General features: G+C 72.6%; 15 protein-coding genes and 1 tRNA gene. 11 read left to right on the forward strand and 5 right to left on the reverse strand.

Going from position 1 to position 17,975, the window contains the following annotated elements; genetic code table 11:
• Positions 1 to 9 precede the first annotated feature (9 nt).
• Positions 10 to 1,455 (forward strand): sugar transferase, encoded by a 1,446-nt coding sequence (locus ACRYR2_RS01705; RefSeq protein WP_432561142.1) that lies wholly within the window; start codon positions 10 to 12, stop codon positions 1,453 to 1,455.
• Between the two features lie 11 nt (positions 1,456 to 1,466).
• Here ACRYR2_RS01705 and ACRYR2_RS01710 read toward each other — a convergent pair whose 3' ends face one another.
• Positions 1,467 to 1,988: a MarR family winged helix-turn-helix transcriptional regulator gene (locus ACRYR2_RS01710; protein WP_432561143.1), complete on the reverse strand. Its 522-nt coding sequence runs from the start codon at positions 1,986 to 1,988 to the stop codon at positions 1,467 to 1,469.
• A gap of 56 nt (positions 1,989 to 2,044) precedes the next feature.
• Positions 2,045 to 2,674 carry a TetR/AcrR family transcriptional regulator gene (locus ACRYR2_RS01715; protein WP_432561144.1) on the reverse strand — a complete coding sequence of 210 codons (630 nt, stop codon included), beginning with the start codon at positions 2,672 to 2,674 and terminating at the stop codon, positions 2,045 to 2,047.
• Positions 2,675 to 2,770: 96 nt separating this feature from the next.
• On the opposite strand from ACRYR2_RS01715, the gene ACRYR2_RS01720 reads away from it, so the two are divergent.
• The 5 genes from ACRYR2_RS01720 to pth all read left to right on the forward strand — a co-directional run bounded on the left by ACRYR2_RS01720 (position 2,771) and on the right by pth (position 6,920).
• Positions 2,771 to 2,842 (forward strand) — tRNA-Gln (locus ACRYR2_RS01720).
• Between the two features lie 130 nt (positions 2,843 to 2,972).
• Complete coding sequence (gene glmU, locus ACRYR2_RS01725) at positions 2,973 to 4,454, forward strand: bifunctional UDP-N-acetylglucosamine diphosphorylase/glucosamine-1-phosphate N-acetyltransferase GlmU (protein ID WP_432561077.1); 1,482 nt, start codon at positions 2,973 to 2,975, stop codon at positions 4,452 to 4,454.
• Positions 4,451 to 5,428 carry a ribose-phosphate diphosphokinase gene (locus tag ACRYR2_RS01730; protein WP_432561078.1) on the forward strand — a complete coding sequence of 326 codons (978 nt, stop codon included), beginning with the start codon at positions 4,451 to 4,453 and terminating at the stop codon, positions 5,426 to 5,428. Before glmU ends, ACRYR2_RS01730 begins: the two co-directional genes overlap by 4 nt.
• Positions 5,429 to 5,661: 233 nt before the next feature.
• Positions 5,662 to 6,291 carry a 50S ribosomal protein L25/general stress protein Ctc gene (locus ACRYR2_RS01735; protein ID WP_432561079.1) on the forward strand — a complete coding sequence of 210 codons (630 nt, stop codon included), beginning with the start codon at positions 5,662 to 5,664 and terminating at the stop codon, positions 6,289 to 6,291.
• Positions 6,292 to 6,323: 32 nt separating this feature from the next.
• Entirely contained in the window at positions 6,324 to 6,920 is a 597-nt protein-coding gene (gene pth / locus ACRYR2_RS01740; RefSeq protein ID WP_432561080.1) for an aminoacyl-tRNA hydrolase, read from the forward strand.
• A gap of 363 nt (positions 6,921 to 7,283) precedes the next feature.
• Here pth and ACRYR2_RS01745 read toward each other — a convergent pair whose 3' ends face one another.
• On the reverse strand, positions 7,284 to 7,631 hold the full coding sequence (locus ACRYR2_RS01745; RefSeq protein ID WP_432561081.1) for a hypothetical protein: 348 nt from the start codon (positions 7,629 to 7,631) through the stop codon (positions 7,284 to 7,286).
• A gap of 153 nt (positions 7,632 to 7,784) precedes the next feature.
• Positions 7,785 to 9,602: a DUF4012 domain-containing protein gene (locus ACRYR2_RS01750; protein ID WP_432561082.1), complete on the reverse strand. Its 1,818-nt coding sequence runs from the start codon at positions 9,600 to 9,602 to the stop codon at positions 7,785 to 7,787.
• A gap of 115 nt (positions 9,603 to 9,717) precedes the next feature.
• On the opposite strand from ACRYR2_RS01750, the gene mfd reads away from it, so the two are divergent.
• From mfd to ACRYR2_RS01770, 4 genes are all read left to right on the forward strand, one after another.
• Positions 9,718 to 13,305: a transcription-repair coupling factor gene (gene mfd, locus ACRYR2_RS01755; protein WP_432561083.1), complete on the forward strand. Its 3,588-nt coding sequence runs from the start codon at positions 9,718 to 9,720 to the stop codon at positions 13,303 to 13,305.
• A gap of 281 nt (positions 13,306 to 13,586) precedes the next feature.
• Positions 13,587 to 14,462, forward strand: a complete 876-nt coding sequence (locus tag ACRYR2_RS01760) for a glycosyltransferase family 4 protein (protein WP_432561084.1) — start codon at positions 13,587 to 13,589, stop codon at positions 14,460 to 14,462.
• Positions 14,463 to 14,626: 164 nt separating this feature from the next.
• Positions 14,627 to 15,310 (forward strand): nucleoside triphosphate pyrophosphohydrolase, encoded by a 684-nt coding sequence (locus ACRYR2_RS01765; RefSeq protein ID WP_432561085.1) that lies wholly within the window; start codon positions 14,627 to 14,629, stop codon positions 15,308 to 15,310.
• Between the two features lie 10 nt (positions 15,311 to 15,320).
• Complete coding sequence (locus ACRYR2_RS01770) at positions 15,321 to 16,268, forward strand: ROK family protein (RefSeq protein ID WP_432561086.1); 948 nt, start codon at positions 15,321 to 15,323, stop codon at positions 16,266 to 16,268.
• Here the strand turns inward: ACRYR2_RS01770 and ACRYR2_RS01775 are convergent.
• On the reverse strand, positions 16,265 to 16,534 hold the full coding sequence (locus ACRYR2_RS01775; protein ID WP_432561087.1) for a hypothetical protein: 270 nt from the start codon (positions 16,532 to 16,534) through the stop codon (positions 16,265 to 16,267). The two genes, ACRYR2_RS01770 and ACRYR2_RS01775, sit on opposite strands and share 4 nt — an antisense overlap.
• A 145-nt stretch (positions 16,535 to 16,679) precedes the next feature.
• Here ACRYR2_RS01775 and eno point away from each other — a divergent pair, with 145 nt between their 5' ends.
• The gene (eno, locus tag ACRYR2_RS01780) at positions 16,680 to 17,975 is read left to right on the forward strand and encodes a phosphopyruvate hydratase (RefSeq protein ID WP_432561088.1); all 1,296 of its coding nucleotides are present in this window, start codon (positions 16,680 to 16,682) and stop codon (positions 17,973 to 17,975) included.

The following is a 17,975-nucleotide window of genomic DNA, read 5'->3' on the forward strand; positions in this document are numbered from 1 at the left end:
CGGGGCGCCATGGGACTGGCCGAGCGGACACCGGCCTGGCAGCGCACCTACGTCCAGAAGATCGTCGCGGTCGACGCCCTGTCGGCCGCCCTCGCCGCCTTCGTCGGCTTCTTCGCCCGCTTCAACGACTCCCCGGCCGACCTGGCGACGACCTCCGGTCGTGCGGTCGTGGCCTGCGCGGTGCTGCTGCCGGTCATCTGGGTCGTCGCGATGGGCGCGCTGCGCACCTACGAACCCCGCTTCCTGGGGGTCGGCTCGGAGGAGTTCCACCGCGTCCTGACCGCGGGGCTGGCCGTCGTGGCCCTGGTCGGCACCAGCTCGTGGGCCTTCGGCCTCGAGATCGCCCGCGGGTACGTCGTCGTGGCCTTCCCGATCGCCATCCTGCTCACCCTGGTGGGCCGGTACGCGCTGCGCCAGCAGCTGCACTCCCGCCGTACCCGCGGTGAGGCCGGGCAGACCGTCGTGGCCGTGGGGCACCGCGCCGCGGTCGCCGGGATGGCCCGCCAGCTGCACCGCGCCAGCTACCACGGCATGCGGATCGTCGGGGCCTGCGTCCCCGGCGGCCGGGGCAGCGAGGCCGACGACGCCGAACTGCGCGAACTGGGCATCCCCGTCATCGGCAGCCTCGACGACGTCCGGCACGCCGTCACCAGCGTGGACGCCGACGTCGTGGCCGTCACGGCCTGCCCCGAGCTCGACGGTCCCGGCCTGCGCCGCCTGGGCTGGGAGCTGGAGGCCACCCGCGCCGACCTCGTCGTGGCCCCGGCCCTGACCGAGGTCATCGGCCCGCGCGTGGCGATCCGTCCCGTCTGCGGCCTGCCGCTGCTGCACGTCGAGCGCCCCGAGCTGGAAGGGGTGCGCCGGCTGGCCAAGACCACGGTCGACCGCGTCAGCGCCGGTCTGGCGCTGATCGTGCTCAGTCCGCTGTTCCTGTTCCTGGCCATCGCCATCAAGCTGGACAACCCCGGCCCGGTCTTCTTCAAGCAGCAGCGCGTCGGCAAGGACGGCAAGACCTTCCCGATGATGAAGTTCCGCTCGATGGTCACCGACGCCGAGAAGCTGCTCATCGACCTGCGCGACTCCACCGACGGCAACGGCGTCCTGTTCAAGATGAAGGTCGACCCGCGCATCACCCGCGTCGGCCGCGTCCTGCGCCGCTACTCCATCGACGAGCTGCCCCAGCTCATCAACGTCGTCCGTGGCGAGATGTCGCTGGTCGGCCCGCGGCCGCCGCTGCAGAAGGAGGTCGACGCGTACGGCTACGACATGCGTCGCCGCCTGCTGGTCAAGCCCGGCCTGACCGGTCTGTGGCAGATCAACGGCCGCTCGGACCTGGACTGGGACGAGTCGGTGCGCCTCGACGTCCGGTACGTGGAGAACTGGTCCTTCACGTTCGACTTCATGATCCTGTGGAAGACCGCCGGGGCCGTGCTCCGCGGGCGCGGGGCGTACTGAGCCGAAGAGGTTCAGTGCTCGAAGGGCGCCGACACCCGACGCAACAGCGTCGCGAGTGCTCGGCGTTCTTCGCGTCCCAGGACGTCCAGCATGCGGTGCTCGGCCTGGACCAGGTCGGCCAGCGCCGCGTCCACGACGTCCGACCCCGCGCTCGTCAGGCGCACCCGGACGCTGCGCCGGTCGTCCGGATCGGGGCGGCGCTGCACGAAGCCGCGGCCGGCCAGGCGGTCCACCCGGTTGGTCATCGTGCCGCTGGTCACGAGCGTCTCCACCAGCAGCTGACCGGGGGACATCTCGTGCGGGGCGCCGGCCCGGCGCAGCGCGGCGAGCACGTCGAACTCCCAGGTCTCCAGATCGTGCGCGGCGAAGGCGCTGCGCCGCAGCCGGTCCAGGTGGCGCGCCAGCCGAGCCACCCGGGACAGCACCTCCAGCGGCTCGACGTCGAGCTGAGGTGCCTCCCGGCGCCAGGCGGCGACGATGAGGTCGACCTCGTCGACCCCCGCGTCGCCCCCCGCCTCGCCCTCCGCCTCGATCCCCGCACTCGTTCCTGCACCCACCCGGGGTCGGTCGCCCGGCGTCTGCGGTGTGCTCACCCCGGGAACTCCAGCGATCGCCGGGACCCGGCCCGGGCCGACAGGCGGGGTTCGGGCTCCAGACCGGTCAGGCCGTTCCAGGCGAGGTTCACCAGGTGCGCGGCGACCTCCTCCTTGTCCGGCTCGCGGGTGTCCAGCCACCACTGACCCGTCATCGCGACCATCCCGACGAGCATCTGGGCGTACATCCCCGACCGTTCGGGGGCGTACCCGCGCGCGGCGAACGCGTCGACCAGCAGGTGCTCGACCTGCCGGGCGATGTCGGAGATGAGGCTGGCGAAGTTGCCGGTCGTCTGCGTCACGGGGGAGTCGCGCACGAGGATCCGGAAGCCCTCGGTGGAGCCCTCGATGTAGTCCAGCAGGGCGATCGTGGCGCGCTCCAGCAGCGTGCGCGGGCTGCCGCGGCCCGACAGCGCCCGGGTGATGTCGCCCAGCAGGGCCGCGATCTCGCGGTCCACCACCACGGCGTACAGGCCTTCCTTGCCGCCGAAGTGCTCGTAGACCACGGGTTTGGACACGCCGGCCGCCGCCGCGATCTCCTCCACGGTGGTGCCCTCGACGCCCTTGGCGGCGAACAGCGAGCGGCCCACACCGATCAGCTGCTCCCGGCGTTCCCCACCGGTCATGCGGGGGCGGGCACGTCCTGGGGTCACGGGACCATCCTGCCGGACGGGTGATCGAGCCCGGCGGGGGAGCTGGCAGGATGGGCCCCGCAGCAGCCGTCCCGGGTGGTGTAACGGCAGCACGGCGGGTTTTGGTCCCGTCCAGTAGGGGTTCGAATCCTCTCCCGGGAGCTGCCGGCTGGTCCGGAAGCCGCCGCCGGGACCGTTATCCTCGCCTCTGTCCGCCGACGCCACCGGCCGACTCACCAGTCCGGTGACCCCGGCAGAGTCGACAGGTCCAGCCGCGAGGAGCGCGCACCGCGTGACCACCACCGTTGAGCCCACCGCCGTCCCGCCCGCCGCCGTCATCGTGCTCGCCGCCGGCGAGGGCACCCGGATGAAGTCGGCCACCCCCAAGGTGCTGCACCCGCTCGGGGGACGCCCGCTCGTGGCGCACGCCCTGCACGCCGCCCGCGCCACCGGCCCCGGCCACCTCGTGGTCGTGCTGCGCCACCAGGCCGACCGGGTGCGCGAGGCCGTGACCGCCTCCCACCCCGACGTGGTCGTCGCCCTGCAGGACGAGGTGCCCGGCACCGGCCGTGCCGTCCAGTGCGGCCTCGAGGCCCTCCCCGGTGACCTCAGCGGCACCGTCCTGGTCACCTACGGCGACGTGCCGCTGCTGGCGGGGGCCACGCTGAACCGGCTCGCCGACGCCCACACCAGTGCGGGCAACGCCATGACCGTGCTCACCGCCGTCCTGGACGACCCCACCGGCTACGGTCGCGTGCTGCGCGACGACACCGGCGTGACGGCCATCGTGGAGCAGAAGGACGCCACCCCCGAGCAGCGCGCGGTGCGGGAGGTGAACTCCGGCATCTACGCCTTCGACGTCGCCGCGCTGCGCTCGGCGCTGGGTCGCGTCGGCCGGGACAACGCCGCCGGCGAGGTCTACCTGACGGACGTCCTGGCGCTCGTGCGCGCCGACGGCGGTCGCGTCGAGGCGCTCGCCCTCGACGACGAGTGGGAGATCCGCGGGGTCAACGACCGCGCCCAGCTGGCCGAGGCGTCGGCCGAGGCCAACCGCCGCACGCTGCGCCGGTGGATGCTGGCCGGCGTCACGATCGTCGATCCCGCCACCACCTGGATCGACGCCGACGTCCAGCTCGAGCAGGACGTGACCGTGCGCCCCGGCGTGCAGCTGCACGGCACCACCCGCGTCGGGGCCGGCGCCGTCGTCGGCCCCGACTCCACGCTGACCGACGTCGAGGTCGGCGCCGGCGCGGTCGTCGAGCGCACGCACGGCTCCTCCTCCGTCATCGGCGACGGCGCGCACGTCGGGCCCTTCGCCTACCTGCGCCCCGGGACCCGGCTCGGCGCCGACGGCAGGATCGGCACCTTCGTCGAGACGAAGAACGCCAGCATCGGCCGCGGGTCGAAGGTCCCGCACCTGTCCTACGTCGGGGATGCGACCATCGGGGAGCACTCCAACATCGGGGCCGCCTCCGTCTTCGTGAACTACGACGGCGTGTCGAAGTCGCACACGACCGTCGGGGACCACGTGCGCATGGGGTCGGACAACATGTACGTCGCCCCGGTGACCATCGGCGACGGCGCCTACTCCGGCGCGGGCACGGTGATCCGCCGGGACGTCCCCCCGGGGGCGCTCGCGATCAACGTGGCGCCGCAGCGCAACCTCGAGGGCTGGACCCTCACCAAGCGTCCAGGAACTCCCGCGGCCGAGGCGGCGCAGCGGGCTCAGAACGGTTTCAACGGCAGTGTTGAAGGGCAGGAGAGCCAGGCATGACCGGCATCACCACGACGGGCGAGAAGCGCATGGTGCTCATCTCGGGGCGCGCGCACCCGGAGCTGGCGGAGGAGGTCTCGGCCGCGCTCGGCGCGGAACTGGTTCCCACGAGCGCCTACGACTTCGCCAACTCCGAGATCTACGTCCGCTTCGAGGAGAGCGTGCGCGGTTCGGACGCGTTCGTCATCCAGAGCCACACCTCGAACGTCAACCAGTGGATCATGGAGCACCTGATCATGGTCGACGCGCTCAAGCGGGCCTCCGCCAAGCGCATCACCGTGGTCGCGCCGTTCTACGGCTACGCCCGTCAGGACAAGAAGGGCCGCGGCCGCGAGCCCATCTCGGCCCGGCTCATCGCCGACATGTTCAAGACCGCCGGCGCCGACCGGCTCATGTCGGTGGACCTGCACACCGCGCAGATCCAGGGCTTCTTCGACGGCCCCGTCGACCACCTGTGGGCGCTGCCGCTGCTGGCCGACCACGTCGGCAAGCGCGTCGACCGCTCGAACATCACCATCGTGTCCCCGGACGCCGGGCGCGTGCGGGTGGCCGACCTGTGGTCGGACCGCCTCGGCGCGCCGCTGGCGATCATCCACAAGCGCCGCGACCCCAACGTGCCCAACCAGGTGAAGGTGCACGAGGTCGTCGGTGACGTCGAGGGCCGGACCTGCGTCCTGGTCGACGACCTCATCGACACCGCCGGCACGATCGTGCAGGCCGCCGAGGCCCTCAAGGCCAACGGCGCCGCCGACGTCATCGCGACCGCGACGCACGCCGTGCTGTCCGGCCCGGCCGTGGACCGGCTGAAGAACTCGCCGATCTCCGAGCTCGTCGTGACCAACACGCTGCCCATCCAGCAGTCCCAGCAGTTCCCGCAGCTGAAGGTCCTCTCGATCGCCCCGCTGCTCGCGCGCGCCATCCGCGAGGTCTTCGACGACGGGTCGGTCACCTCGCTGTTCGACGGGCACAGCTGACGGCTCCGCGTGGGGACCGTTGACGCATCGGGCCGGTAGGTCCGGCCCGGTGCGTCAACGGTCCACTCCTGCGCGGACGCTGAGGGGCGCTCGCAGCAGGTACAGTTGTCGCCGGTTGCCTCGGCGAGGGTGACGCGCGAGCGTCACCGTGATCGACGCGGTGGAAGTCTCGACGTCGTCGTGCTCTCCCGGGGCCTGTGAAGCACCAGCCCCCGAGATCGAGGAGTTCCACCGTGGCCGAGACCAAGCTCACCGCCGAGGCGCGCACCAGCTTCGGCAAGGGCGCTGCCCGCAGCATCCGTCGCGCCGACAAGATCCCCGCGGTCATCTACGGCCACGGCGAAGCGCCGATCCACGTGGCCCTGCCCGGGCACGCCACCATGATCGCGCTGCGCGCCTCCAACGCGCTGCTCTCCGTCGAGCTCGACGGCGCGTCGCACCTGGTCCTGCCCAAGGACGTCCAGCGCGACCCGATCAAGGGCTTCATCGAGCACGTCGACCTGCTGGTCGTCCGCCGTGGCGAGAAGGTCACCGTCGAGGTGCCCGTCCACCTCGAGGGCGAGGCCGGCCCGGAGACCGTCGTCCAGCAGGAGCTGACGACCCTGTCCGTCGAGGCCGAGGCCACCCACATCCCCGAGTCGGTCACCGTCTCGGTCGAGGGTCTGGCCGCCGGTTCGCACGTCGCCGCCTCGGACATCTCGCTGCCCGAGGGCGTCTCCCTCGCCGGTGACGCCGAGCAGCTGGTCGTCGTCGTCACCGCCGCCGCCAGCGCCGCCCAGGCCGAGGCCGAGCTGGAGGCCGCCGAGGCCGAGGCCGGCATCGTGCGCGAGGAGCACACCCCCGTCGAGGGCGAAGAGGCCTGAGCCTGCTCGCCTGATCGAGGAGGACTGACCCCGTGAGCGACGCCTGGCTCGTCGTCGGCCTGGGAAACCCCGGCGCCGAGTACGAACGCACCCGGCACAACGTCGGCCAGATGGTGCTCGACGAGCTGGCGTCGCGCACACGGGGTTCCTTCAAACGGCACCGTTCCGGCGCCAGGATCGCCGAGGTCCGCCTCGGCGTCCTGCCCGGCGGTGCACCCGGGCCGCGAGTGGTCCTCGCGGCCCCGACGTCGTACATGAACGTCTCCGGTGGCCCCGTCGCCGGGCTGGCGAAGTACTTCGAGGTCCCCACGGAGCGCTTGGTCGTCGTGCACGACGAGCTCGACATCGACTTCGGCGCCGTGCGCCTGAAGCGCGGTGGTGGCGAGGGCGGCCACAACGGCCTGCGTTCCATCTCGAAGTCGTTGGGGGACAAGAACTACCTGCGGGTACGGGTCGGGATCGGCCGTCCCCCGGGACGCCAGGACCCGGCCGACTTCGTGCTCAAGGAGTTCTCCGGCACGGAGAAGAAGGACCTGCCGTTCCTGCTGATGGACGCGGCCGACGCGGTCGAGGAACTCGTCGGGAAGGGCCTCGAGGCCGCGCAGCAGAGGTTCCACGCGCCCGCCTGAGAACACCCCGTGGACGGGCGGGTTCCGCGTCAGGTCGTCGACGTCCCGGTCCGCAGGTTCGAGCGGATCCCCGGCGCGCCCGCGGTTGGTCCGGGGCACTGTGCCTGCGGTGTTCGACGAGTTCGCGGAGTTCGGCCTCGACGCACGTCCGCCGTCGCGCTCACCGGGCCGCCGCCTGGACGACGGAGTGGTGCCGCCCGGCAACCTGTGGCTGCCGTCGCCACCACGTGCTGTGCGCGAGCCAGGTCCACGCACTGCTCCCCGGAGGGGATCCCGAGCGGACTGCCCGACCTGCTCCTGGACCGAGAACGCGCGAAGGGCCGCCGAGACGACTCGGCGGCCCTTCGCGGTGAGGGCTTCAGCTCAGTGCGAGCGACCCGGCTTGCGACGGCTCGCCACGACCATCGCGGCGCCACCGAGCACCAGCACGGTGCCGGCCGCGGCCCAGGGCAGGACGTCGGCGCCGGTGTAAGCCAGCTCGTCGCCGGAGTCGCCGACGGCGGCCGGGGTGGTGGAGTCGGCCGTGTCGGCCACGGACGCCGACGGGGTCGAGCCACCGGTCGTCGGGGACGCGGACGGGGTCACGACGTCGGACACGGACGGCGTCGGGGTCGACGGAGCGTAGGTGTCGGCGAAGGCCGCCCCGGAGGTGGCGCCGAGGACGGCGACGGTCAGAGCCCCGGCAGCAGCCAGGCGGGCGGTAGTGCGCACGGTGGTTCCCCCCACTTTCGATGCCCCAGCGAACCCTGTGATCGCGAGGCCGCCCCAGGATGACGGAACGTCACCCCTTGAGTCCAGCCGATCTGGGCGAATCGTGTGACGTGTTGCCCTTCCGTGATGGTCCGCGCACGTTCGGGTGCACCCTCACGGGGTACAGGCCGCCGCGGTCACGGTCGGTGCGAGCGCCGTGGTGGGGCCGGTCACCGTGCGCGGCAGCGACTCGGCGGAGCCGCTGAAGGTCCACTGCACGACGGCGGGTGCGCCCGGCGGCACGTCGACGGTCAGCCGGACCAGTCGCCAGCCCCCCTCGCTGTCCACGGCCGTGGCGACGGGCTGCCCGTTCACGCTCGCCCCCTCCAGCCCCACCCAGGGGGCCACCCACAGCGACACGGTCTGCTGGGCGGTGCGCTCGCCGAGCGCGGTGCGCGCGGTGGCGTTGGCGACGTAGTCGGGGATGTCCTCCGGCACGGTGTTCGTCAGCGTCAGCGTCAGCGAGCCGCGCGCGGTGCCCCCGGCGGCGCAGGGCGCCGAGAGGTCGAAGGCCGGCTGCACCCAGTAGTCGAGCTTGGAGGGCTCGGTGTTGGTCAGGCCGACGTGGACGGTGCCGTCGACGGGCTCGCCGAGGACACCGGCGACCCCCGCGGTCTCCAGCGCGGCCTGCTCGGCCGGGCGCGAGGACCACACGGCCAGGTGACCGGAGTCGACGGCCTCCTGCGCACCGTCCAGGGTGGCGGTCGACAACCCGTCCGACAGCACGGCCTGGAACGCGGCCGCGGAGGTGGCGGCGAGGAAGGCCTTGCGGGCGGCCTGGTTCGCGCCGTAGGTGACGTAGGCGTCGTACATGAGGACGCGGGCGACGTCGGCGGTGGCGACCTGCCCGAACGGGCCGAGCTCCAGGGCGGCGTGGTCGGGGCCGAGCAGCTGTCCCAGCCCGACGGGGTCGACGAAGACGACGACGTCCGGTGCGGGCAGCCCGGCGTCGGTCACCAACGAGGACGCCAGCACCCCCGCCTCGTCGGCGCTGCCGCCGACGGTCAGGTTCTGCACCAGCGAGGCGTCCTCGCCGTACAGGGCCGCGAACTCGGGGCCGACCGCCGAGACGTCGGCCCGCGCGTCGTACAGGTCTCCGTCGGTGCCGGTCGTGGTGAGCGAGATCTTCCCCTGGTCCACCGACAGGTAGGCGTAGGCACCGACGATGCCCTGCACCGGCCGGATCTCGGCCGGGTTGGTGAAGGCGACGAGGTAGGTGCGGGCTCCGTCCGCCCCGAGCAGGGACGGCAGCTGCGGCAGCACCTGCGCGGCGGTGTCGAGGGGGCCGGCGATCTCGTCCAGCTGCGCCGTCACCGGGTCGAGGCGGTCGCTGATGAGGGACAGGACGGCCGGGCTCTCCCCGGCGTGCAGCGACTCCCGGGCCTGCGCGATGCGCGTCCGGTAGTCGGTGACGATCGGGGTCAGCTGCGCCAGGCCGGCCACGTCCACCGCCTGGTCGGCCGAGACGAGCCCGTCGCTGACGACGTTCCCGGCCGTCTGCAGGGCCTGCGGCAGCGGGGCGGTGAGCAGGGCGGCCGCGTGGGCTCCTCCGCGCACGGCGGACAGCTGGTCGCCCACCCACGGCACGTGCTCGGCCAGGCGGTAGGGGAACTGCCGGGTGGCCCGGTCGGCCGCCGCGGCGTCCTCGTCGAGCCCGGCGGCCGTGGCCGTGGCCGCGGTGAAGTCCTCGTCCCGCACCTGCTGCTCGAGGACCGGCACCTGGTCGGCCACCCGTTGCAGCGCCCGGGCCGCCTGGGCTCCCGACACCACGACCGCCACGACCCACGCCACGACCAGCAGCACGACCACCCACACGACGACCCAGAGGGCACCGCGGCGGGTGCGTGCCTCGCGGCGGCGGCGGCGCTCCTCGAGCCGGGACCGTCGACTCGGCAGCGGCTGGTCGGAGGACAGCGAGGAGTGGCCGGACACGCGGCGCACAGTAGCGAGCCGGGACCGGCGTCCACAGCGGCCGCGCACGCGGAGCTGGTGTCGGACGCCGGACGTAGGGTGGTCGCACCCCTCCACGACGACTACCGGAGTGTTCGTGAGCCTCACCGGCCTGCTCGACGTCCTGCGCACCGAACCGGCCGTCCGCGCGGCCGTCGAGACCGCCCGCGAGGGTGGCAGCAGCGCCCTGGACGTCGTGGCGCCCCTCGGCGTGCGTCCCGCGCTGCTCTCGGCCTTCGCCGCCGAGCGCCCGCTGCTGGTCGTGACCGCCACCGGCCGCGAGTGCGAGGACCTGGCCACCTGGCTGCGCTGCTACCTGCCCGCCGACACCGTCGCGGAGTTCCCCGCCTGGGAGACGCTGCCGCACGAACGGCTGTCCCCGCGCAGCGACACCGTCGCCCAGCGGCTGGCCGTGCTGCGCCGGCTGGCGCACCCCTCCCCGGACGACCCGACCACGGGGGAGGTGCGGGTCGTCGTCGCCCCCGTCCGGGCGGTGCTGCAGCCGCTGGTCAAGGGACTGGCCGACCTCGAACCCGTCCGCCTGCGCGCCGGCGACGACGTCGGGCTCGACGCGACCGTGGAGGCGCTCGCGGCTGCGGCCTACACGCGGGTCGACATGGTGGAGCGCCGCGGCGAGTTCGCCGTCCGCGGCGGGATCCTCGACGTCTTCCCGCCCACCCGCCCGCACCCCCTGCGCGTGGAGTTCTTCGGCGACGAGGTCGAGGAGGTCCGTTCCTTCTCCGTCGCCGACCAGCGCACCCTGGAGGTCGAGCCCGACGGGGTCTGGGCGCCGCCGTGCCGGGAACTGCTGCTCACCGACGTCGTGCGCGAACGGGCCCGCGCGCTCATGGAGACGCTGCCCGGGGCCGCCGACGTGCTGGCGAAGCTGGCCGAGGGCATCGCGGTGGAGGGCATGGAGTCCCTGGCCCCGGCCCTGGTCGACGGCATGGAACCGCTGCTGGACGTGCTGCCCGCGGGCACGCACGTCGTCCTGGCCGACCCCGAGAAGGTCCGGGCCCGGGCGCACGACCTCGTCGCCACCGGCGCGGAGTTCCTCGACGCCGCCTGGATGAACGCCGCCGCCGGCGGGCAGACGCCCGTCGACCTGGGGGCCTCCTCGTTCGCGACGCTGGCCGAGGTGCGCGCGCACGCCGAGGCCACCGGCCGGCCGTGGTGGTCCATCACCTCGCTGGTCGAGGACGAGGAACTGCGCGACCTGGAGGACGTGCGCATCCTGCGCGTGGGCGCCCGGGACGTCGCCGGGTACCGCGGGGAGACCGAGAAGGCGCTGCACGAACTGCGTGACCTGGCCTCGGCCGGCTGGCGCATCGTGGTGACGACCGAGGGGCACGGCCCGGCCAAGCGCCTGGTCGAGATGCTTTCGGGCGAGGACGTCCCCGCCCGGCTGGTCGACGACCTCGTCGAGGAACCCGTCCCGTCGGTGGTGACGGTGACCACGGCCAGCGTCGAGCACGGGTTCGTCGCCGAGGCGCTGAGGACCGCGCTGGTCACCGAGTCCGACATCACCGGCGTCGGCGGGCAGTCCACCAAGGACATGCGGCGGATGGCCCCGCGCCGGCGGCGCAACGCCGTGGACCCGTTGTCGCTGCGGCCCGGCGACTTCGTCGTCCACGAACAGCACGGCATCGGCCGGTTCGTCGAGATGGTGCAGCGCACGATCCAGGGCGCCACGCGCGAGTACCTCGTCCTGGAGTACGCCTCCAGCAAGCGCGGCCAGCCCGGCGACCGGTTGTTCGTGCCCACCGACACCCTCGACCAGGTCACCCGGTACACCGGCGGCGAGGCCCCGACGCTGTCGAAGATGGGTGGCTCGGACTGGGCCAAGACCAAGAGCAGGGCCCGCAAGGCCGTCAAGGAGATCGCCGGTGACCTCATCCGGCTGTACTCGGCGCGGATGGCGACCAAGGGTTTCCAGTTCGGCCCCGACACGCCGTGGCAGCGCGAACTCGAGGACGCGTTCGCCTACGTCGAGACGCCCGACCAGCTCGTGAGCATCGACGAGGTGAAGGCCGACATGATGAAGCCGATCCCGATGGACCGGCTCATCTGCGGCGACGTCGGGTACGGCAAGACGGAGATCGCGCTGCGCGCGGCGTTCAAGGCCGTCCAGGACGGCAAGCAGGTCGCGGTGCTCGTGCCGACGACGCTGCTGGTGCAGCAGCACTTCAAGACGTTCGCCGAGCGGTACGCGCAGTTCCCGGTCTCGGTCAAGCCGCTGTCCCGCTTCACACCCGGCAAGGAGTCGAAGGAGACGATCGCGGGGCTGGCCGACGGCTCGGTCGACGTCGTCATCGGCACCCACCGGCTCATCAGCGGCGAGGTGAAGTTCAAGGACCTCGGCCTGGTGATCGTCGACGAGGAGCAGCGGTTCGGCGTCGAGCACAAGGAGGCGCTGAAGACGTTGCGCACCAACGTCGACGTGCTGGCCATGAGCGCCACACCGATCCCGCGCACCCTGGAGATGGCCGTCACCGGCATCCGCGAGATGTCGACGTTGGCCACCCCGCCGGAGGAGCGGCACCCCGTGCTCACCTACGTCGGTGGGCAGGAGGAGAAGCAGATCGCCGCGGCGATCCGGCGTGAGCTCCTGCGCGAGGGGCAGGTGTTCTACATCCACAACCGGGTGTCCTCGATCGAGCGGACGGCGGCGCGGCTGAAGGAACTCGTCCCCGAGGCGCGCATCGCGACGGCGCACGGTCAGATGGGCGAGCACCGGCTGGAACAGGTCGTGCTCGACTTCTGGGAGAAGCGGTTCGACGTGCTGGTCTGCACGACCATCGTCGAGACGGGTCTGGACATCTCCAACGCCAACACCCTCATCGTCGAGCGCGCCGACGCCATGGGCCTGTCGCAGCTGCACCAGCTGCGCGGCCGTGTCGGTCGCGGCCGGGAGCGGGCGTACGCCTACTTCCTGTTCCCGCCGGAGAAACCGCTGACCGAGACCGCCCACGACCGCCTGGCCACCATCGCCCAGCACACCGACCTCGGGTCCGGCATGGCGGTGGCGATGAAGGACCTGGAGATCCGCGGGGCGGGCAACATGCTGGGCGGGGAGCAGTCCGGTCACATCGCCGGCGTGGGTTTCGACCTGTACATGCGGATGGTGGCCGACGCCGTCGCCGACGTCCGCAACAAGGTGCCGGGGGCGGAGAACGAGGACGCCGAGCCCGAACCCACCGAGGTCAAGATCGAGCTGCCGATCGACGCGCACATCCCGCACGACTACATCCCCTCCGAGCGGCTGCGCCTGGAGGCCTACCGCCGGCTGGCCGCGGCCGACTCGGCGACCGACCTCGTCGAACTGCACGCCGAACTCGTCGACCGCTACGGCACCCCGCCGCAGCCGGTGCTGAACCTGCTGGAGGTGGCGAAGTTCCGCATCGTCGCCCGTCAGGGCGGGCTGCGCGAGGTCGCGCTCATGGGCAAGCAGGTCCGGTTCGCGCCGATCAACCTGCCCGAGTCCAAGGAGCTGCGGCTCAAGCGGCTGTACCCGGGCACGATCCTCAAACCGGCCCTCGACGTCGCGCTGGTGCCGGCGCCGATGACCGCGCGGATCGGCGGCAAGCCGTTGCGGGACGCCGAGATGCTGGCGTGGGTCACGGAGTTCGTCAACGCTGTGCTGCTGGACCAGAAGGCGGCGGTGGCCGCGGGGAACGCGCGGTGAACCCTCGAGTCGCCTTCCTCCTCCCCGAGAGGCTGACTTTCCCCGCCACGGCCGGCGGTGCGTTCCAGATCTGGCTCGAAGCCTTGCTCCCACACCTCGACGACGTCGACCTGCGGATCGTGGCGACGGCTGGGACAGATCCATCGGTGACGCATCCCGACGTTCGCTACGTGCGCGAACCACGGGTGTTGCGCCGCGGGCGAAGGCTGCTGTCGAAGGTGCCGAAGCTCGGCCACCGGGTAGAGGTGGTGTGGACCCAGCGGCACTACATGCGTCGTGCGGTGGAGCATCTCCGTGACGCCGACGTCGTCTACGTCTTCAACCGGGCGCAGTTCGTCCCGTGGCTCAGACGCGAGTTGCCCGATGCCCGGATCGTGCTGCGGATGGGCAACCTCCACCTTCGTCCGGCAGCGGGACTGCGGGCGGCTGACCTCGTCGACTGCTGCTCCTCGTTCGTGGAGCAGGAACTGACGCGGGCAGTGCCGGGGATCCGTGCGACCACCGTCACGCCGGAATGCGTGACGCCTCCCTCGGAGGCGCCGTCGCGGGAACTGCGCGAGCAGGCTCGTCGGGAACTCGGTGTCGAGGGGTCGGCCTGCCTGCTGTTCGTGGGTCGCCTCGTGCCGGAGAAGGGGGTGCACCTCCTCGTCGAGGCGGTGAAGCTCCTGCGCTCGACCGGCCGCCTCCCGCCGGTCCGGGTGCTCATCGTCGGTTCCGCAGCCTTCGGGACGGACACGGAAACCGCGTACTCACGGGGCCTGAGACGGTCGGCGCACGAGGTGTCGGACGTCGTGGAGTTCGTCGGGTTCGTACCGCCGACGGAACTGTCCCGTTTCTACTGCGGGGCAGACGTCTTCGTCGGGCCCTCCACGTGGGCCGAGCCCGCCGGACGGACCTTCGCCGAAGCGATGGCCCACGCGGTCCCCGTCATCGCCTCGGACGTGGGCGGGATCCCGGAGACGGTGGCGGCAGGAGGGGCGGGTGTCCTCCTGCCCTCGCCGCCCTCGGCAACAGATCTGGCCGAGGCCATCAGTCGGCTGCTGGCGGCACCCGAGGAGGCAGCGGCCCTGGGTCGCGCAGGCCGCGACTTCGTCCGCACGAACCTCGATGCAGCGGTCGTCGCGCGGCAGGTCCGACGAGTGATCGGCACGCCCTGATCCCTCCGCCGTGGTCGTCATCAGCACTGGCGCCTCGATCGATCGGGCGCCCCTCCGGAACCGGCCGCACGCGGGGGCGTCGACCCCGCCGAGAGCCACTCCGGTCGTCGCGTCGGGGGACGCGTCCACCCGTGCGCGTACCGGGGTGCAGGTAGCTTGCGTCCATGAGCGCGACGCCGCCCGGCAGGACCCTCCTCGACCTCGTCGCCGTCATGGACCGCCTCCGCTCGCCCGGCGGCTGCCCGTGGGACGTGCAGCAGACCCACGAGAGCCTGCTGCGGTACCTCGTGGAGGAGAGCTACGAGGTCGTCGACGCCGTCGAAACGGGGACGCGGGAGGAGCTGCGCGACGAGCTGGGCGACCTGCTGCTGCAGGTCGTCTTCCACGCCCGGGTGGCGCAGGAGGACCCCGAGGAGCCGTTCGACATCGACGACGTCGCGGCGGCCATCGTGGCCAAGCTGGAGCGGCGGCACCCGCACGTCTTCGCCGGGGAGGCCGTCGCGGCGGACCTGCAGGCGGGGTGGGACGCCATCAAGGCGACCGAGAAGACCCGCGAGAGCGTGCTCGACGGCATCCCGCTGCAGCTGCCGGCGCTGGCCCGGGCCGACAAGGTGCTCGGCCGGCTGCAGCGCAACGGGCTGGACGGGACGACGCAGGCCGAGGCCGGTGAGGAGCGGGCCGGTGAGGAGCGGGCCGGTGAGGAGCGGGCCGGTGAGGAGCGGATCGGCGAGGAGCTGCTGGCGCTCGTCCGGCGGGCGCACGCGGCCGGGGTCGACCCCGAGGCGGCCCTGCGCACGGCCACCCGGCGTCTGGAGACGGCAGCCCGGGAAGCGGAGCGGGCTGGGTAGGGTCCGCGTCGTGACCCACGTGCTGGCCATCGACATCGGTGGCACCAAGCTCGCCGCAGGCCTCGTCGCCGACGACGGATCGGTGCGGCACGACCGTGAGGTGCCGACCGAGGCCACCGACGCCGGTGCCGTGGCCCGGGCGCTCGCCGGCCTCGTCGAGGGCGTCCTGACCGACGCCCGCGAGGCCGGCCTGGAGGTGGCCGACGTCGTGGGGGTCGGGTCGGCCGGCCCGGTCGACACCGCCAGCGGCACCGTCCACCCGGTCAACATCGCCTCGCTGCGGGGGTTCCCGCTCGTGGAGCACGTGGCGTCGACGGCGTCGAAGGTGCTGGGACGCGACGTGGACGCCGCGCTCGCGCAGGACGGGCAGTGCTTCGCCGCGGCCGAGCAGTGGATCGGCGCCGCGGCCGGCTCACCGTCGATGCTCGGCGTCGTCGTGTCCACCGGCATCGGCGGCGGCATCGTCCTGGACGGTCGCATCCTGGCGGGCAAGACCGGCAACGCCGGGTTCATCAGCCACGTCGGTGTCGTCCTCGACGGGGAGCTGCTGCCCGGGTCGGGGGCGCTGGGCGTCGTCGAGGCGTACGCCAGCGGACCCGCGATGGTGCGCGCGGCGCACGCGCAGGGCTGGCGGGTCGGCGAGCAGGTCGACGCGAAGGTCCTCACCGCCGACGCCCGCGCGGGCGACCCGATCGCCGCCGCCGTCATCGCCGCCGGGACCCGCGCGCTGGCCTCGGCGTTCCTGTCCACGGCGGCGTTGTTCGACCTGAGCGACATCGTCGTCGGCGGGGGAGTGGCCTCGGCCGGGGACGTGCTCATGGACCCGCTGCGCCGGGCGTACGCGGAGTTCGCGGTCTACCCGCACCTGGCCGACGTGCGGATCAGCACCTCCGACCTGCCTCGCGGGTCGGGGCTGGTGGGGGCGGGCCGGCTGGGCTGGACGCGGCTCGCCGGCTAGCGCCGCAACGGTTCCACGTGCCGGCCGTCCAGGCGCAGGGAGGACCGCGTCGAGAAGCCGCCGTAGGCCAGGTCGACGTCCACCTGCACCTCGTGCCCGCCGAGGGGGAAGCGGATCTCCTTGTCGGAGAACCAGATGCGGTCCTCCTCCAGGACCTCGCCGTCCAGCCGGACGACGATCTTCCCGCTCATCGTGCTCACGTCGACGTCCACGTCGTGCTGCACGCCGTCGACCTCGAACCGCCAGGCGTTGTCGGCCTCGCTCACAACCAGCACCCTTCGTTCGACGGTGATCCCTCTCCAGGTGACGCCCGGACTCGGGTGGTGGTTCCCGCCGCGGGGGAGGCGACTAGGCTCGGGCCGCAAGACCCAAGACGACCCAAGACGACATCGAGAAGCACGAGGAGTGCGCGTGGCCACCATCGAGGCCGTCGGAGCTCGCGAGATCCTTGACTCGCGCGGCAACCCCACCGTCGAGGTCGAGGTCCTGCTCGACGACGGAACCTTCGCCCGGGCGGCCGTGCCGTCCGGCGCGTCCACCGGCGCCTACGAGGCCAACGAGCGCCGCGACGGCGACAAGGGCCGGTACCTGGGCAAGGGTGTCGAGCAGGCCGTCGAGGCCGTCATCGAGGAGGTCGGCCCGGCCCTGGTCGGTCACGACGCCCACGAGCAGCGGATCATCGACCAGGTCATGCTCGACCTGGACGGCACCCCGAACAAGAACCGCCTGGGCGCCAACGCCATCCTCGGCGTCTCCCTGGCCGTGGCCAAGGCCGCCGCCTCGGCCGCCGACCTGCCGCTGTTCCGCTACCTCGGCGGCCCGAACGCCCACCTGCTGCCGGTGCCGATGATGAACATCGTCAACGGTGGTGCGCACGCCGACACCGGCGTCGCGATCCAGGAGTTCATGATCGCCCCCGTCGGCGCGTCCTCCTTCCGCGAGGCGCTGCGCTGGGGTGCCGAGACGTACCACGCGCTGAAGTCGGTGCTGAAGTCCCGCGGCCTGGCCACCGGCCTGGGCGACGAGGGCGGCTTCGCCCCCGACCTGCCGAACAACAAGGAAGCCCTCGACCTCATCCTCGAGGCCATCGGCAAGGCCGGCTTCACCCCGGGCTCGGACATCGCCCTGGCGCTCGACGTCGCGGCGACCGAGTTCTACGGCGCCGAGGGCTACGACTTCGAGGGCTCGAAGCGGTCGGCGGAGTGGATGACCGGCTACTACGAGGGCCTGGTCGCCGAGTACCCGCTGGTCTCCATCGAGGACCCGCTGTCCGAGGACGACTGGGACGGCTGGCAGCACATCACGAACGCGCTGGGCGACAAGCTGCAGCTCGTCGGCGACGACCTGTTCGTCACCAATCCCGAGCGCCTGCAGAAGGGCATCGACCTGTCCGCCGGCAACTCGATGCTGGTCAAGGTCAACCAGATCGGTTCGCTGACCGAGACCCTCGACGCCGTCGACCTGGCGCACCGCAACGGGTTCACCACCATGATGAGCCACCGTTCGGGCGAGACCGAGGACACCACGATCGCCGACCTGGCCGTCGCGGTGGGCTCGGGTCAGATCAAGACCGGCGCTCCGGCCCGCTCCGAGCGCGTCGCGAAGTACAACCAGCTGCTGCGCATCGAGGAGGAGCTGGACGACGCGGGCCGCTACGCCGGCGCCAAGGCCTTCCCGCGCTCGGCGGGTTTCACCGGGCGCGCCTGA

It is taken from the genome of Kineococcus deserti (genome assembly GCF_050871945.1).
Lineage (GTDB): Bacteria > Actinomycetota > Actinomycetes > Actinomycetales > Kineococcaceae > Kineococcus.

Bases quoted from the DNA above. Each gene is read 5' to 3' on its own strand.
- ACRYR2_RS01705 (WP_432561142.1), top strand. From the start codon at position 10: ATGGGACTGGCCGAGCGGACACCGGCCTGGCAGCGCACCTACGTCCAG.
- ACRYR2_RS01715 (WP_432561144.1), bottom strand. From the start codon at position 2,674: ATGACCGGTGGGGAACGCCGGGAGCAGCTGATCGGTGTGGGCCGCTCG.
- ACRYR2_RS01730 (WP_432561078.1), top strand. From the start codon at position 4,451: ATGACCGGCATCACCACGACGGGCGAGAAGCGCATGGTGCTCATCTCG.
- ACRYR2_RS01765 (WP_432561085.1), top strand. From the start codon at position 14,627: ATGAGCGCGACGCCGCCCGGCAGGACCCTCCTCGACCTCGTCGCCGTC.